Source organism: Winogradskyella wandonensis, assembly GCF_004346845.1.
In the GTDB taxonomy this organism is placed as follows: domain Bacteria; phylum Bacteroidota; class Bacteroidia; order Flavobacteriales; family Flavobacteriaceae; genus Winogradskyella; species Winogradskyella wandonensis.
The window spans coordinates 139,948-156,678 of record NZ_SMGI01000002.1; the positions used below are offsets into that span (position 1 = coordinate 139,948).

Here is a 16,731-nt window from a genome sequence, read left to right on the forward strand (position 1 = left end):
AAATAGCTAATTAACGATTTTCTAAAAATAAATGAACTTTTTGTATTTTAGAAAGCTAAATCATTCTAGATATGAGAAGAGGTAATTTTAAAGTCAGATTACTCATCGGACTTGCAGTAGTTGTTTTTGCATTTATTAGACGCTGCAGTCAACAAGAAACCAATCCTTACACAGGACGCGTACAGGCAATATCTCTTTCGCCTGAACAAGAAATTGCAATAGGTTTACAAAGTGCTCCAGGTATGGCTCAGCAACATGGTGGCTTACATCCAGACAATCGCTATCAAGCTCTGGTAGATAATGTAGGGCAAAAACTAGTAAACAATAGCATTGCAAAAAATACACCTTACAAATACGATTTTCATCTTTTGGCAGATGACAAAACTATAAATGCTTTTGCACTTCCTGGCGGACAGTGTTTCATAACTTATGCACTTTTTTCTAAACTACAAAACGAAGACCAATTGGCTGGTGTTTTAGGTCATGAAATTGGTCATGTATTAGGTAAACATTCTAACGAGAGGATTACAGATTCAAAATTTTGGCAAACCTTAGTTATGGGCGCTTCAGCCATAGATTTTGGAGCCGTTGCCCAACAATATGGCCAAGGGAAACTTTTAGCCAACGGACGTGATGATGAGCTAGAAAGTGATGAGCTTGGTGTTTTATTTATGATAAAAGCGGGTTATAATCCGGAGGAAATGATTGGTGTCATGCAGATTTTAAAAGATGCTGCTGGACCAAATCGTGTACCAGAATTTCAGAGTACTCATCCAGACCCAGAAAATAGAATTCAAAAAATCAGAGAAGCCATCTCAAAATACAAAAAAGCATCCTAAATGGATGCTTTTTTCAACTAACTAACTCAAATAATTGCTTTAGGATAAAGCAGACTATTTTTTAAAACGCTTTAGAAACTCAGCCGCTTCTTTAGCATTTGTTTTTTCGGCATGTCTTAAAGCCGTTAAGCCTTTATCACAAGTCGCGTGTATTTCTGAGCCTGACGTAATTAACACCTTAATAACCTCTACTCTATTAAATCGTGCTGCATAATGTATGGGTAGCATGCCATTCGATTTCTGATTAACACTAACCCCATTATTTATTAATTGCTTTACTGTCTCTATATCGCCTTTTGCTGCTGCTTCACATAAAGGACTTACACTTGTTTTCTCTTCAACTATTTCAACTGTAGTTGACACTAATTCGGAATTTAATGCATTTACTGTCGGAAATGTTAGGCATAATGCTAAAGCCAAGACTGTTACTGTTTTTTTCATGATTATTGTTTTTTGATTGACAAATTGTTTTAGTTATACTATTAAGACTCTAGAAACAGACATACGTTACATTAAAATTTAATAAATAACAGTTCTTTAACGCTTTGTAAACAAATATGTTAAGGTCTTCACAATTAACCTACTGAACACAATATTCTAGTCATAGAGCGATTAAAAAAAGATAAAATGAATTTTTTCTGAAGCTGAAAATTTGATATCCTTCTGTAAGTATTATCTTTGGTATTCACTTACAAATTACCATGAACAAGAAAGTAATCTTAATGATTTTAGATGGCTGGGGCATGTCTCCAGACCCAAAAGTTTCAGCAATCGACAATGCCAACACACCTTTTATTGATTCGCTTTATAAAAAATACCCAAATGCGTCATTAAGAACAGATGGCTTACATGTAGGATTACCTGAAGGACAAATGGGAAACAGCGAAGTTGGTCACATGAATTTGGGTGCCGGACGAATTGTCTATCAAGACTTAGTAAAAATTAATCTCGCTGTTAAAAACAAAACACTACAAGAAGAGCAAGTGCTTAAAAATGCATTTCAGTATGCAAAAGAAAACGACAAAGCCATACATCTTCTTGGATTAGTAAGTGATGGTGGCGTACACTCTCATATCAATCATTTATTTGGGCTTCTGGACGCCACAAAAGAAAACGGCTTAGACCATGTATATGTACATGCGTTTACTGACGGAAGAGATGTCGACCCAAAGTCGGGCTATGGCTTTATCACTGAGCTTGAAGAAAAACTTGAAGAAACCAGCGCAAAGCTAGCTACTGTAACGGGTCGTTATTATGCCATGGATAGAGACAAACGTTGGGAGCGCGTAAAAATAGCCTATGATGCTTTAGTTAATGGCGAAGGAAATAAAACATCATCAGTGCTAAAAGCAATACAAGAAAGTTACGAGAATAATATAACTGACGAATTTATTAAACCTATAGTAAATATAGATTCTGAAGGAAATGCAATAACAACAATAAAAGAAGATGATGTTGTTATTTTCTTCAACTTTAGAACAGACCGTGGACGCCAATTAACAGATGCGCTTTCGCAAAATGATTTTCATGAATTTGGAATGCATAAACTAAAGTTACACTACGTGACTTTAACCAATTATGATGAAAATTTTAAAGGTATTAACGTTGTTTTTAATAAAGATAACTTAACCGAAACCTTGGGTGAAGTATTAGAGAAGCATAACAAAACACAAATCCGTATTGCCGAAACTGAAAAATATCCGCACGTAACATTTTTCTTTTCAGGTGGTCGAGAAGAACCTTTTAATGGCGAAACCCGCATACTAAGAAATTCTCCAAAAGTCGCAACCTACGATTTGAAGCCAGAGATGAGTGCTTACGAGTTGCGCGATGCCTTAGTCCCAGAACTGAATAAAGGTGCTGTTGATTTTGTTTGTCTTAATTTTGCAAATGGAGATATGGTTGGACATACTGGTGTTATGGAAGCTGCAATAAAAGCGTGTGAGGCTGTTGACCAATGTGTAAAAGACGTTGTAACTGCGGCTTTAGATAATGATTATACAACAATACTCATTGCAGACCATGGCAATTGCGAAACCATGATTAATCCAGACGGCACACCTCATACAGCGCATACCACCAATCCTGTACCGGTAATTTTAATTGATAACGAATTAACAGGCATTAAAGATGGAATTTTAGGTGATATTGCGCCTACAATCTTAAAGCTTATGGGAATAAATCAGCCTGAAGCTATGACGCAACATTCATTAGTATAAAATGTCTTTTAAAGAAAAACTCATATTAGCAATAGATTTTGATGGTACTATCGTCGAAGATGCCTATCCTAATATCGGGAAACCAAAGCTATTTGCTTTCGAGACACTTAAAAGACTTCAAAATGACGGTCATCGTCTAATACTTTGGACCTATAGAGATGGAAAAAGACTAGAAGAAGCGGTTGCGTTTTGTAAAGAAAATGGTATTGACTTTTACGCTGTAAATAAAAGTTTTCCTGAAGAACAGTTTTCAACAGAAAAAAGCCCAAAAATCCATGCCGACCTTTTTATCGATGATAGAAATATCGGAGGATTTATAGGCTGGGGAAAAGTTTATCAACTAATAACTAACGAAACTCCAATTCTTGAAAAACCAAAATCAAAAAAAGGATTTTTCGGATTATTTAGATAAGTTTATAATAATTCAAAATACGCTTTATCAATAGATTCACGATGGTCGGGATGCGCAATATCAACTAAAGCTTTTACGCGTTGCTTTATAGTTTTTCCATATAAATTAGCTATACCATATTCTGTAACTACATAATGAACATGGGCTCTTGTTGTTACAACTCCTGCACCTAATTTTAAATTTGGTACAATTCTACTTATACCTTTCCGAGTAACTGATGGCAACGCTATTATTGCCTTTCCACCTTCACTTAAAGATGCACCTCTTATAAAATCCATTTGTCCACCAACACCAGAATACATGCTAGCGCCAATAGAATCTGCACAGACTTGCCCTGTTAAATCTACCTCTATAGCCGAATTAATGGCGACCATTTTAGGATTTTGCTTAATATAAGCCGTATTGTTTGTGTAATTAGATGCTCGCATCTCTACAAACGGATTATCATCTACATAATCGTACAACCGTTTAGACCCCATTAAAAAGGTTGAAAGTGCTCGACCGCGGTTAATCTTTTTATAATTTCCGTTAATAACATCCTTTAGAATTAAATCAATAACACCATCAGAAAACATTTCGGTATGTAAACCCAAATCTTTATGGTTAGTTAAACGTGTTAAAACAGCATTTGGAATAGAACCAATACCCATTTGAAGTGTACTTCTATCTTCAATTAAACTTGCCACATAATCTCCAATTTTGCTTTCTATAGCTGTTGGCTCAGCCATTTCGTGAGATGGTAGTTCTTCATCTGACTCTACAAAATAATCAATTTCGCTATGATGAATTATTCCCGCACCATGCGTACGTGGCATATTTTTATTCACCTGAGCTATAACAATTTTAGCATTATCAATTGCTGCTAAGGAAGCTTCAACAGAAACACCTAGTGAGCAATAGCCATGTCGGTCTGGTACAGATACATGAATAAGGACAACATCCAATTCTATAATTCGCTGTTGAAAAAGACGCGGTAATTCACTTAAAAACACAGGCGTATAAGAACCATTACCAGCTTTTAATGTGTGTCTTACATTCTTACCAATAAAAAATGAATTGACATGAAAACTATCTTTTAACGCTGGGTCTGCATAAGGTGCTTCACCTTCTGTGTGTAATTGACATATTTCTACATTGTGCAATTCCCCATGTCTTGCCGACATGGCCTTTATTAATTTTTGAGGCGCAGCCGCAGCCGCCTGAATATATACTTTATCGTTGGATTTTATGACTTTTACAGCTTCTTCCGCTGAAACTAATTTATACATAATACTTATTTTGTTGTACAAAAATAAAGATAAGCTATAGGTAGAAAGCTGTCAAATATCATGTTTAAACAAAAAAAGAACAGCTTGTTAATTTTAGTATCTTTGCGCACCAATACTGAGTAAAATGATTGTTGTAAAAACAAAGGAAGAAATAGAATTAATGCGCGAGGCCGCCTTGGTCGTTTCTAAAACTTTAGGTGAAGTCGCTAAAGCGGTTAAGCCCGGAGTAACATCACTTGAACTAGATAAAATCGCAGAAGAATGTATTAGAGACCAAGGTGCAATCCCTGGATTTTTAGGATTATACGATTTTCCGAATACCTTATGTATGAGCCCCAATTCTCAGGTAGTTCACGGTATTCCTAATGATACGCCTTTAGTTGAAGGCGATATTATTTCTATAGATTGTGGGGCCATAAAAAATGATTTTTACGGTGACCATGCTTATACTTTTGCTATAGGTGAAATTGCTCCTGAAACTCAAAAACTTCTTGATGTTACCAAGGAATCATTGTACGTTGGTATTCGTGAATTTAAACTTGGTAATCGCGTTGGTGATGTAGGGTTTGCTATCCAAAAGCATTGTGAAGCGCATGGTTACGGCGTTGTCAGAGAATTAGTTGGGCATGGTTTGGGACGTAAAATGCACGAAGACCCGGAAATGCCAAACTACGGGAAACGTGGTCGTGGAAAAAAATTTGTTGAAGGAATGGTTGTAGCCATAGAACCTATGATTAATTTAGGAACGCATCGCATAAAACAACATAGAGATGGTTGGACCATCACAACCCTGGATGGTAAGCCCAGTGCCCATTTTGAACACGATGTTGCTATCGTGGATGGAAAACCAGAATTACTATCAACCTTTGCTTATATCTACGATGCATTAGGAATTGAGAGTAATGAGGAAGATGAATTTAGAAACAAAGCTTTAGTACTTTAACTAATATTTTTGACACGAATTACACTAATTTTCACGAATAATTCAATTATTTATTAGCTCAAAAACTCATGTCAAAACTAATCCATAAAGATGAAGCCTATTTTATCGTTGGGCTATGCATGGAGGTTCATAATACATTAGGAAAAGGCTTTAGTGAAGCCGTATATGCCGAAGCTCTTGAAATTGAATTAAAGCAAAATGGAGTGCCTTATAAAAAAGAAGTGAAATTTAAAATTAAGTACAAAGACACCTTACTTAAGAAAAGCTATTGTGCTGACCTCGTGATTGATGACAAAATAATTTTAGAGTTGAAAGCTGTTGAAGCTATCCATAGCAATCATGTAAAACAAACCTTAAACTATTTAGCTGTAAGCGGGTTAAAACTTGGATTGATTATTAATTTTGGTGAGGATAGGTTGGCGTACAAGAGAGTTGTGCTTTAAAATATAACCTTCTAAAGTATTGACACTAATTTCACTAATGCGCACGAATAATGTTTCAAAACAAAATGATTAGTGTAAATTCGTGTCATTCGTGTCATTCGTGTCAACTACATTAAATTGAAAAAACTCTTCAAACTCATATTAAATACAATTCCAAGACCTATACTAATTAGGTTAAGCTATATTGCGCGACCCATTTTAGCATTCTTTTTAAAAGGAAATGCCTATACAGACCCAATTGATGGCAGAAGTTTCAAATCGTTTTTACCGTATGGTTATGGAGAGCAACGAAATAATGTGCTATCGCCTTCTACATTAAGCTTAGAAAGACATCGCTTATTATGGTTGTATTTACAAAATGAAACAAATTTCTTTAAAGTAGATACTGAAACAAGTTCAGCACAGAAGAAGAAAGTCCTCCATTTTGCACCTGAACAATGCTTCTTAAAACGTTTTAGAAAATTACAACATCTCGATTATACAACCACAGATTTGCTATCTCCTATTGCTGATGTAAAAGCAGACATCTGTAATCTCCCATTTGAAGATAACAGTTACGATATTATTCTTTGCAATCATGTTTTAGAGCATATTCCAGATGATACCAAGGCCATGCAAGAATTATATCGCGTCATAAAACCAGGTGGTTGGGGCATTTTCCAGATTCCTCAAGATTTAAATCGTGAGACTACTTTTGAAGACGATACGATAACTGACAAAGCCGAACGTGCTAAAATATTTGGACAATACGACCACGTCCGTGTTTATGGGCGTGATTATTTTGATAAACTTCGCTCTATAGGTTTTAAGGTTGAAGAAGTAGATTATACAACGAAATTTTCCGCAGAAGATATCGAGAAATATTGCTTAGCCAAAGGCGAAATTATTCCTGTGGTTTACAAATAAAAAAAGAGCAACGTTTGCTGCTCCTTTCTTTCTTATTAAATAATTACCACCAATGCCAAGCAGAACCACACACTTCCTTGTGTTTTTGGCATGTTTCCATATGGGCATTAGCTTTACGACGACGGCGTAACACTTCTTGACCTTCGGCACTATTCCAATATGCGTTGTTTTTGTCTTGTACCATTTTATCGTAATCTATTCCTGCGTTTTTTATCGTTGCTAAATCAGCTTTATCTTTTTCCGTTAGTACGTATGTATCTTGCTTGGCTTTCATGGTTTTTAAATACGATTTAATCATTTCTCTAACATCGTGAGACATTAAAGCATCATATTCAGGGCCTTCTGGTTGAGCATTTGTGTTTGTGCGCCCTTGATTAATTGTAGCATCTTTAAGTTTACCTAAAAACTTACCAAACTTCTTCTTCTTTTTCTTTTTTGTTTCCGAGGATGCATTCTTTGTACCCACAAGAACGTATGCACGAGATATTTGTCTAAAATCTAGTTTGTCTTTAGAGATACCTTCGAGAAAAAATACATAGTTATCTATGGCAACAAAGCCTCTATTATATCCGCCATGATGTAACATAGAAGTATTTGGAAAACCAATAAAATCTATTACTGGTTCTTTTGTAGCATCATAATTATAACGTCTTATAGGTTCTTTACCTTCAAAGTGCGAAAACACTTTAATACCAGCAGGGAGTCCCATAAACTCATTTAAAACAATAGTTGTTTTTTGCGGTTTGCTTGAATTCACTTGTTGCTTGCCGTCGTCATTAATATAAACTTGACCAAAATTAAGATATTCTGCGTCTGCTCCATGAGAATTTAAAGTTTCAAAAAAAGACGTTTGAGCAAAAGAAAATAACGTAAAAAGATAAATACTAAGTTTTAAAAAAGTCTTCATTTTAATAATATTGAAAGATTAATATGATGCAAATATCTTTCAATTTTAGAGCTAAATATTTAGTGATTTAGTGAAGCGTAAGATTCTTTTAGTAAACCGAAAAAGAGCACCATTTCTGATGCTCTTTCTTCAAAACTAAAACTAAATAAAACGGATTACTGCTTTATAAAACGCTTTACAACTTCCCCCAATGTTGTTTTAGCTTTCAGTATGTAAATTCCAGATTTAAGATTAGAGACGTCTATGTTTGAGTTATTAGCTATTAAAAGTTGCTTACCCAATATATCATAGATTTCTATTTGCTTAATTTGTTGGTTGTTGCTTTCGATGTTTAGGATGTTTGATGTTGGGTTAGGATAAAGATTTAATCGAAAATTATTTATACTAAAATCATTAGACGACAGTACATTTTCACTGAATATACTCGCTACTTCAGTATTTGATAATTCTCTATTGTATATTCTAATATTATCAATATCATCTTGGTACCCTGCAGTTGGCGATATAGCTATATTTCTATACACCAAATAATTGTTAGAACTCGCTCTTATATCGGTGGCACTACCTGTTAAATCAGCATCAAAAACACCATCGACAAATAAACGATAAGCTGTTAAACTAGGATTCACCTCACTTGCTACCATAGTAATGTTATGCCAATTACCTATTGTAAGTGAAGGTACAACATTAGTATTTGACGCTAAATTTGCTTGCCATGCAAATTCTACTTGCCCTGAAGCTAAAACTTTTTTTGAAAACATAACTTGAGCTGTATCGTTTAAGTCAAAAAATTGAAATATGACATCTTGTGTAGTACTTGGTGTATTGGATAATCTAATCCAAAAACTTACTGTAAAGGTTTTCGAAAAGGCATTAACATTACTATCTGCAAAAATAAAGTCATTATTAACCTCTAGCGCGCTTCCAGAGTCATTCTCCACACCAGTAATAAATACTGCTAAATCATCTCCAAGACTTAAATTTCCTTGACCAGTTGTACTTGCCTCATTTAAAAGTGAGGCATTTGTAAACTTGTATCTAACTACTTCGTCATTTGGTATCTGTGCAAAACAAAACTTGGAAATTAATAGTCCAAATAAAAGTAATCGTATTTTCATAATAAAAAATTAAATGAGTTTATTTGAAAACAAAAATGCAACCCAATTAAGGTTGCATTAATTATTATTTAGTGAATTGCAAGATTTTACTTGTAAACCGTAACTAGTTAAAAACCCGATTTACCATTTTCATAAATTCTTCTTTTCTGTCTCGAGCGATTGGTATGGATTTGTTGTTTTTCATGATGACTTGCAAACCATCTTTTTTAACAACTTCGTTCATGAATTTTAGATTTATCAAGTAACTACGATGTGGTTTGTAAAACAAGGGCTTATCACTTAGCTGGTCTGCGAAATGTTTAAGTGTTTTGCATATCAATTCAGACTTTCCGTCTGCTAAATGTACTTTGGTGTAAACACCATCAGCTTCAAAAAATAAAATATCGTCATGAGACGCAAAGATGATACCTTTTGGCACCTCAAGAGCTATTTTGTTTAAGGATAATTGCTGAAAGGCTTTTTCTAAATTTTCGAGCTTATGCGTTATATTTTCTTCGGTTATAGCTTTAGTCGCTTTATTAACCGCCTTATTTAACTCATCCTCATCAATGGGTTTCAACAAATAATCTACTGCAGATAATCTAAAAGCTTCTATAGCATATTGCCCATAGGCTGTTGTAAATATGATTTGAAAATCAATGACTTCGCCTTTAAAAAATTCGAGAATTTCTAGGCCGCTGTGTTGTGGCATTTCTACATCGAGAAATACAATTTTAGGCTTCTGAGATTTAATAATTTTTACAGCTTCAATTAAATTTGAAGCTTCAAGAATTTGCGTAATATCATCTCGTGTATCACTTATAATAGTGCTTAAAACGCGCCTGGCTCTATTTTCGTCATCGACTATTAATACTTTCATAACTTATTTTTTTTTGACTAATGCAAACTGTAATAGCTTACATAGGAATTTGAAGCACAACTTCTGTTCCTAATGATTGATTGTTTGTGTCCTTTAAATCAATAATTTCAACCTCAAATCTTTTGTTTCCAGATTTATTGAGAAGATTTACTCGCTTTTGATTTGCTGACGTTGCAAACGATTTATGGTCCTTTTGCCGTTTTGCCTTAATTTTTGCTGAAGCTTCTCTACCAATTCCGTTATCTCGTATTTTGCAAATCAGTAATCCTTCTGATTCTTTCTTTACAAAAGATATTTTTAGGTTTTTATTTTCGCTTTTATGCAATAGACCATGCTTAAGAGCATTTTCAACATAAGGCTGAATAAACAACGAAGGCAAAAATATCTCATCTGTGTTTAGTTGTTTATCTACTGAAATCTCGAATTCGAAATCATCTTCGAAACGGTCCTTTTCGAGTTGTAAATAGAGATTAAGTGCATTTAACTCTTCTGAAAGTGACACTCTGTTTTTTTGGCTATGCTCTAAATACGTACGGATTAATCTACTAAAACGCACCAAATATTGCCTTGCTAGCTTTTTTTCGTTTGTAATTATATAATCTTGTATAGAGTTTAACGCATTAAAAATAAAATGCGGATTCATCTGGCTTCTTAAATTTTCGAGCTGAGAAAACACTAAATCCTTACTTATTTTAGCCTTTTCTAATTCTATTTGTTGTTCTTTTTTTAGCCTATTGGTTTGTTTTTTAAAATACCAAATCACTAATACCACTGCAACACTAAATACCAACGCCCAAAACCACCATGTTTTATAAAATGGCAGTACAACATTAATTTTTAGAAATGCAGGTTGAGAAAAATTATTGGCAAATTTATTTTTGGCCTTTACCTTAAACGTAAAATTTCCGGCTGGTAAACTATTATATTTCACTTCTTGAGACGCGTCATTAACCATTTTGTAGTTTTCATCAAAACCATCTAATTTGTAATAATAATCGATTGTTTTGTCAGACTGAAAACCTTTACTATGAAATGAAATAGCAATTTCGCTCTCTGTCTGCTTCAGGGTGTAGCTGTCTTCTAAAATCGTTGGTGTTTCGTTTAATGTAACTGATGTAATTTCAACTTTTGGAATTTGTTTATCTTGAAAAACGTTGTCTTTTTGAAGTGAAAACAAACCTAAATTTGATGAAAAAACCACATGATTTTTTAATACTTCAAGTTGATTAATATTAAAAGAGTTTAATCCGTTTAACCGAGATAAAGTCTGTAATGTGTTTAAATCTGAACTATAAAATTGCAAACCTAAGTCTGTTGCAATCCAAAGGTTGCTGCCATCAGCCGCAATTTTACTGGTCGTGTTAGATGCCAAACCATTTTCGGTTTTAAGATGCTTAATAACTTTACCATCTTTAATTCCAAAAACACCTTGACTGTAAGTTGCCGCCCAAAAAATTCCATTTTTAGTTTCGGTTAAGTCAAAAGCATAAATCGGTTTGTTATTGTAATATATAGGCTGTTTGTCAAGCGAAGGATAATCATACCTATCCAATCCGTTTACGGAACTTAATAAAATTGACTTATTTCGTTCTGAATATATCGCTTTGTAAGCTCTTTTTTTTTCTAAAACAATCTCAGAATTTGTATTTAAAATACTAGACTCATAATTCTTTCCAATGACATAAGATGTATCAGAAATTTTATCAACTGATTTCAGGGCTGCAAAGTGCTGATAAGGGGTTTTAAAATTAGTTATTTCGTTATATAAATATGTGTTTTGGTCTGAAGCGTAAAATAGTTTTTCATCATCGTAGTGCAATTGTCTTACGACACTATTAGATGACAAAGGATGTCTCGTTTTAATTGAAGAATTAAGAGATAGCTCCGATAACTCGCCATTAAGTTCACCAACATAAACTACAGAATCATTTTTTTTTTCTAGAGCCGTAACATCTTCAAATTTTGAAAATGAAATGATATTCTCATTAGGTACAACAAAAACACCATTATTTAAGGTAGAAAACCAAAGGTTATTATTAAAGTCTTTTACTGTGGCAGTAATGTGCTCTTCCGAAAAATAATGTTGAATTATATGAAGATTTTGATTTCGAAATACACATTTAAAAACACCTTTCGTCGTAGAAAAAAACCAATAATTGTTGTCAATAAAAATCTGATCTATATAAAAACTTGAAAATTGTTCTGGTAAATTAATGTTTGTTAAACGATTACTTTCAAATAGAAATAACCTTTTTTTTAAATTGTACTTGTTTTGAAACAACAACACATCTGAAGTCTTGTATTTATAAAAAGATGTGAATCCTAATTTATCATCCTTTATTTCATTTGAATATTCAGAAAAACTAAAGGTAGTGAGGCTATCAATACTTTTTCTGATTTGAAAATTTAGAGTGGAATCTAACGAAACAAAATCGTTGTTTTTATTAACGAAACCTATATATGTGCCGTAATTAAAACCAACTTTAACCTTTTTTTGCTTTGTAACTAAATCAATAAAAAAAAGATTATTCCTCGCCTTAAAAACCAAATTGTTTTTAAAAAAAATATAATCTGGTAATGCGCCACCAAGTTCATCTTTAAAGTCTAAAAACAATTGAAGTGAATCATTTTTCACCCTAAAAAACTGTCCAGCAATATTATTGCACCAAACGTTCCCATCTTTATCTAATTTCAAATTGAAAAAAGAACGTCCGCGTTTCTTAAGATTTGTATAAGCCTTAAATTCTTTTCCATCATATCTAAACAACCCTTTATTTGCAGCTAACCACATGTAGCCTTCGTTATCCTCTAAAATAGAATAAAACTCTACATCGGGCAAGCCATTTTCTTCAGTTAAATGAATGGAAACTGGCTCTTGTGCTGATATATTTAAAGCAAAAAGAAAAAGAATTGATAATAGATGTAGTGGTCTTTTCAAAAAAAAAAAATTGTTATCAAAAATACAATTTATAAAATTTTGAAAATCCTTAATTTTAGTAAACAGTAAGCTTTTACTTGTGAATAACTATATTAAAAGTCTATTCTGGAAATCCGTTTAAGCTCAAAGTCTGCAATTCATTTTTTTCATCTAAGTAGATAAAATAAACCTGCAACTCAAGATGCGTTTTTAAAAAAGTCTTAGTTCCTTCTACTCCAAGCGCCTGAAATGTAGTCGCATAACCATCAGCCAACATAGCGTTTGGAGCAATGACGGAAACACTTAATACATTAGTTTTTGTCGGATAGCCTGTTTTTGTATTAATAATATGCGCATATCGGTTTCCATCTTCATCTACTTTGAACTTTCTGTAAGTACCAGACGTTGCCATTCCCTTATCTTTTAGAACTAGTGTTTTAGAATAGGACTTAGAACCATCAAAATTAGGGTCTTCTATACCAACTGTCCAACCTTTTTTACTTTCTTGATTAATACCTTTTGTTCGTAAATCACCTCCGATATCTACTAAATAATCAGTGACACCTTCAGCTTCTAAAAACTCAGCAATAACATCAATCCCATATCCTTTGGCAATAGCATTAAAATCTAAATAGGTAGAGTCTTTTTTTATAAATCTATTGGGTAGCATATGCACATGGTCAAAACCAACGTATTGCATCAATCTTTTAATTGTGGCACTATCCGTTAGAAACTTATTTTCGTCTGGTCCAAAATTCCAAGCATTAACTACATTTCCTATGGTTGGGTCAAAAACACCTTTAGATTCTTTATTAATTATTTTTGAAGCGTTAAAGACATTTTTAAAATGCTCATCGACTTGGACGTTTTCGTTTCTATTCCACTTTGAAATGTCGGAATCTGGGATGTAGGTAGAAAGCGATTTATTTATCACAGTGAACAAACTATCAAACTGACTTTGATAATTTGTGTTTGTTTCAGAATAGTATTGAATGTTATATCCTGTACCAAAAACAGGTCCAGATAATTTTATGTTTTGAGGTTTATCTTCTTTGCAAGAAATAAGTAATGCAAGTAGAACTATTAGTTGTAGTGTTTTTTTTATCATTTCAATAAATTAAGAGATGCTGAATCAAGTTCAGCATGACAGAAAATTTTAATTCAGGTTCATGTCTATGACTTGGATGCCGTTATACTCGATTAAATAATCTTCATTTAAATAAATAGGTAAATCTTCTCCATTTGGATTTCCCAGACCAACGCCCGCGTACAACACCTTAGCATTTTTATCAAAGGCATGTTGCTTAAAGGTTTCCATCCAAACCACATCGTAATTATTAGGATTTTCTGGCAATATTACAGCTCTGACAATTACAAAAAACCATTGCCCATTTTTATCAATGCAGACAAATTGTGGGTGCTTTTTTAGTTTACTATTTATAGCAACAAACTCAAACCCTCGAGATTCTAAATCCTTCCCCACATGGTTCATGGCAAGGTTATGTAATTCTTGTTTTGTTAGTGCTTTACTCATCTATAAATCTCACAAACTTAGAGTTTGTAAAGGTAAAGCCTGGCACAGAAATTTCCGAATTTAATTGCAGTTTATACCAAGGTGAAATACTAGTATCATCTAAATTTTTAAGCAGATGAATACTTTGAGCAGGTGTATTGCCTTGAATAAGTAAAAATCGTCTTTCCCCAGCTTCATTTTCAACAATATCAGCAATCATAATTACATGGCCTGGAAAACCACCAACAATGAGCATATCGCCAATTTTTAAGTCTTTTATAGATGTGATTTCCTTTAATTCATTATTCAAAGACATGGTGCCCGAATAGGTATAAATAAGGTTTAAGTAGTTGTAAAAATTGATTTTTGAATGATTTGAAGAAGCGGTTTTATGAAACGTAACTTTATTTCCATTAACCTTTGGTCTATAGCCTTCAGCATATTTATTCCATGAGCAATAATGTCCGCTAGTAAACTCAAAACCTATTTTACTTTTTTGATTGGTTTCCCATAGATATTCGCTGCGTAATCTAATTAATGCATCTGCACATTGCTGTAAACCATTACTTGGCACATCGATATCCAAAACGCCTAAATGACCTAACTGATAGAAATACGGTTCGCCATCATAATTAATCACTTTAGCACCATAGTTTTTCAAATTCTGATGCCTTATATAATACTGAAATGAAGTTGAATCGTAAACAACTCTTTTATAATTGTTAGGTACTTTTACCCTTTCTTTTATGGTGGCTCCTCCTTTGTTAAGATACGTTGGTTTTGTTATAACAGCTGCCACTGTTTGCTTTACGGGTTGAAACTGTAATGCAAAAACAGCTATTACAAGAATTAAAAAAAGAAATACGAGTAATTTTTTCATCATATAGCAAACGTAATTGAACATAAATTTCGTATTAAAATTTTATATTTAATCATATGAATCACCATCCTATATCTAAACGTATTGGTTTAATTCTTGGGCCACTTCTTTTCTTAGTAATTCAATTTTCATCCATTAACTTTATTTCCGAGGCGGCTGATACTGTTATTGCAATAGCATTATGGATGGTAATTTGGTGGATTACAGAAGCAGTTTCTATTTCCGTCACGGCATTATTACCGTTATTGCTTTTTCCGTTATTTAAGATTATGCCAATAGCAGATGTCGGCGCTAATTATGGAAGCCCTATTGTATTTTTATTTTTTGGTGGTTTTGTACTAGCTCTTGCTTTAGAGAAGGTGAATCTTCATAAGCGTATAGCTCTAACGATTATAAAACTTACAGGAACTTCGCCCAATCGTGTTATTCTAGGATTTATGATTGCAACTGCTTTTATGAGTATGTGGATAAGCAACACAGCAAGTACTGTTGTAATGCTGCCCATTGCCATGTCTGTTATTAATCTTTTAATAAACGATGAGGATGGTTTTACAAAAGCTGATAAAAATTTTGCACTAAGCGTCATGCTTGGTATCGCGTTTTCTGCAAATGCCGGAGGAATAGCTACAGTGATTGGCACACCACCAAACTCAGTATTAATTGGACTTTTAGAGAATGAGTATAACACACAAGTATCTTTTGTGAAATGGATGTCTTTTGGTTTACCATTTTCAATCAGCCTTATTACAATCGTATATTTGATACTAGTTAAGCTATTATTCCCGAATAAAGGACTTGTTTTTGGAGCTTCTGCTTCTGTTGTTTCAAATGAATTAAAAACGCTTGGTAAGTTATCTTCAAAAGAAAAGCATGTGCTTTTTGTTTTCTCGGTTATTGTAGCGCTTTGGATATTCCGAAGTGTAATCAATTCCATTTTACCAAGTCTAGGCCTTAGTGATACAATGATTAGTATTTTTGGTGCAATTGCATTATTCGCTGTTCCGCATAATCTAAAAAAAGGCGATTTTATTTTACACTGGAATGATACTCAAAAATTAGCTTGGGGTATATTAATATTGTTTGGTGGAGGCTTAGCATTAGCAAAAGGCATGTCTGCAAGTGGTATTGTAGATGTAGTTGCACAAACCATATCTGAGGCTAAAGTTGGAATCCTGGTCACAGCTTCTTTACTAATATTACTTATGCTATTTATGACAGAACTAATGAGTAATGTAGCACTTACAGCAGTTCTAGCACCAGTTGTTGCTGGTATTGCGTTAGGATTAGACATACCTATACTACATCTTCTAATCCCAGTTACTATTGCTAGTAGCTGTGCCTTTATGTTACCAATGGCCACGCCACCCAACGCCATCGTATTTGCAAGCGGATTTATAAAAGTTAATCAAATGGCAAAGGCTGGCATTATTTTAAATTTCATTTCTGTAGTTTTATTAATCCTTATGTTTCAATACATAATGCCAATGGTTTTTTTAGCTAACTAAAA

General features: G+C 33.5%; 16 protein-coding genes. 7 read left to right on the top strand and 9 right to left on the bottom strand.

All coding sequences use genetic code 11. The annotated features are described in order from the left end of the window. Positions 1-71 precede the first annotated feature (71 nt). Positions 72-839 carry a M48 family metalloprotease gene (locus DFQ05_RS05465; RefSeq protein WP_132704400.1) on the top strand — a complete coding sequence of 256 codons (768 nt, stop codon included), beginning with the start codon at positions 72-74 and terminating at the stop codon, positions 837-839. 54 nt (positions 840-893) lie between these two features. Here DFQ05_RS05465 and DFQ05_RS05470 read toward each other — a convergent pair whose 3' ends face one another. After that, positions 894-1,280 carry an ankyrin repeat domain-containing protein gene (locus DFQ05_RS05470; RefSeq protein ID WP_132704401.1) on the bottom strand — a complete coding sequence of 129 codons (387 nt, stop codon included), beginning with the start codon at positions 1,278-1,280 and terminating at the stop codon, positions 894-896. A 260-nt stretch (positions 1,281-1,540) separates the two neighbouring features. On the opposite strand from DFQ05_RS05470, the gene gpmI reads away from it, so the two are divergent. Continuing rightward, positions 1,541-3,058: a 2,3-bisphosphoglycerate-independent phosphoglycerate mutase gene (gpmI, locus tag DFQ05_RS05475; protein ID WP_132704402.1), complete on the top strand. Its 1,518-nt coding sequence runs from the start codon at positions 1,541-1,543 to the stop codon at positions 3,056-3,058. A gap of 1 nt (position 3,059) precedes the next feature. Next, complete coding sequence (locus DFQ05_RS05480; RefSeq protein ID WP_132704403.1) at positions 3,060-3,470, top strand: BT0820 family HAD-type phosphatase; 411 nt, start codon at positions 3,060-3,062, stop codon at positions 3,468-3,470. A 2-nt stretch (positions 3,471-3,472) separates the two neighbouring features. Here DFQ05_RS05480 and DFQ05_RS05485 read toward each other — a convergent pair whose 3' ends face one another. Further along, the gene (locus DFQ05_RS05485) at positions 3,473-4,738 is read right to left on the bottom strand and encodes an acetyl-CoA hydrolase/transferase family protein (RefSeq protein WP_132704404.1); all 1,266 of its coding nucleotides are present in this window, start codon (positions 4,736-4,738) and stop codon (positions 3,473-3,475) included. Between the two features lie 124 nt (positions 4,739-4,862). Between DFQ05_RS05485 and map the strand changes: the two genes are divergently transcribed. The 3 genes from map (at position 4,863) to DFQ05_RS05500 (ending at position 7,030) form a co-directional block, all read left to right on the top strand. After that, positions 4,863-5,681: a type I methionyl aminopeptidase gene (gene map, locus DFQ05_RS05490; protein WP_132704405.1), complete on the top strand. Its 819-nt coding sequence runs from the start codon at positions 4,863-4,865 to the stop codon at positions 5,679-5,681. A 68-nt stretch (positions 5,682-5,749) separates the two neighbouring features. After that, a complete protein-coding gene (locus tag DFQ05_RS05495) occupies positions 5,750-6,124 on the top strand; it encodes a GxxExxY protein (protein WP_132704406.1) in 375 nt (124 codons plus the stop codon). A 117-nt stretch (positions 6,125-6,241) separates the two neighbouring features. Then, positions 6,242-7,030: a class I SAM-dependent methyltransferase gene (locus DFQ05_RS05500; RefSeq protein WP_132704407.1), complete on the top strand. Its 789-nt coding sequence runs from the start codon at positions 6,242-6,244 to the stop codon at positions 7,028-7,030. A 43-nt stretch (positions 7,031-7,073) separates the two neighbouring features. Here the strand turns inward: DFQ05_RS05500 and DFQ05_RS05505 are convergent, their stop codons facing one another. The 7 genes from DFQ05_RS05505 to DFQ05_RS05535 all read right to left on the bottom strand — a co-directional run bounded on the left by DFQ05_RS05505 (position 7,074) and on the right by DFQ05_RS05535 (position 15,227). Then, positions 7,074-7,937 (bottom strand): hypothetical protein, encoded by an 864-nt coding sequence (locus tag DFQ05_RS05505; RefSeq protein ID WP_132704408.1) that lies wholly within the window; start codon positions 7,935-7,937, stop codon positions 7,074-7,076. A gap of 155 nt (positions 7,938-8,092) precedes the next feature. Next, complete coding sequence (locus DFQ05_RS05510; protein WP_132704409.1) at positions 8,093-9,055, bottom strand: T9SS type A sorting domain-containing protein; 963 nt, start codon at positions 9,053-9,055, stop codon at positions 8,093-8,095. A gap of 103 nt (positions 9,056-9,158) precedes the next feature. Next, on the bottom strand, positions 9,159-9,914 hold the full coding sequence (locus DFQ05_RS05515; protein WP_132704410.1) for a LytR/AlgR family response regulator transcription factor: 756 nt from the start codon (positions 9,912-9,914) through the stop codon (positions 9,159-9,161). Positions 9,915-9,951: 37 nt separating this feature from the next. Next, a complete protein-coding gene (locus DFQ05_RS05520) occupies positions 9,952-12,852 on the bottom strand; it encodes a sensor histidine kinase (RefSeq protein ID WP_132704411.1) in 2,901 nt (966 codons plus the stop codon). A 100-nt stretch (positions 12,853-12,952) separates the two neighbouring features. Further along, positions 12,953-13,939, bottom strand: a complete 987-nt coding sequence (locus tag DFQ05_RS05525) for an FAD:protein FMN transferase (protein ID WP_132704412.1) — start codon at positions 13,937-13,939, stop codon at positions 12,953-12,955. A 48-nt stretch (positions 13,940-13,987) separates the two neighbouring features. After that, the gene (locus DFQ05_RS05530; protein WP_132704413.1) at positions 13,988-14,365 is read right to left on the bottom strand and encodes a Na(+)-translocating NADH-quinone reductase subunit F; all 378 of its coding nucleotides are present in this window, start codon (positions 14,363-14,365) and stop codon (positions 13,988-13,990) included. After that, on the bottom strand, positions 14,358-15,227 hold the full coding sequence (locus tag DFQ05_RS05535; protein ID WP_241974218.1) for a DUF4846 domain-containing protein: 870 nt from the start codon (positions 15,225-15,227) through the stop codon (positions 14,358-14,360). Before DFQ05_RS05535 ends, DFQ05_RS05530 begins: the two co-directional genes overlap by 8 nt. Before the next feature lie 53 nt (positions 15,228-15,280). Here DFQ05_RS05535 and DFQ05_RS05540 point away from each other — a divergent pair, with 53 nt between their 5' ends. After that, positions 15,281-16,729 (top strand): SLC13 family permease, encoded by a 1,449-nt coding sequence (locus DFQ05_RS05540; protein ID WP_132704414.1) that lies wholly within the window; start codon positions 15,281-15,283, stop codon positions 16,727-16,729. The last annotated feature ends 2 nt before the right edge of the window (positions 16,730-16,731 follow it).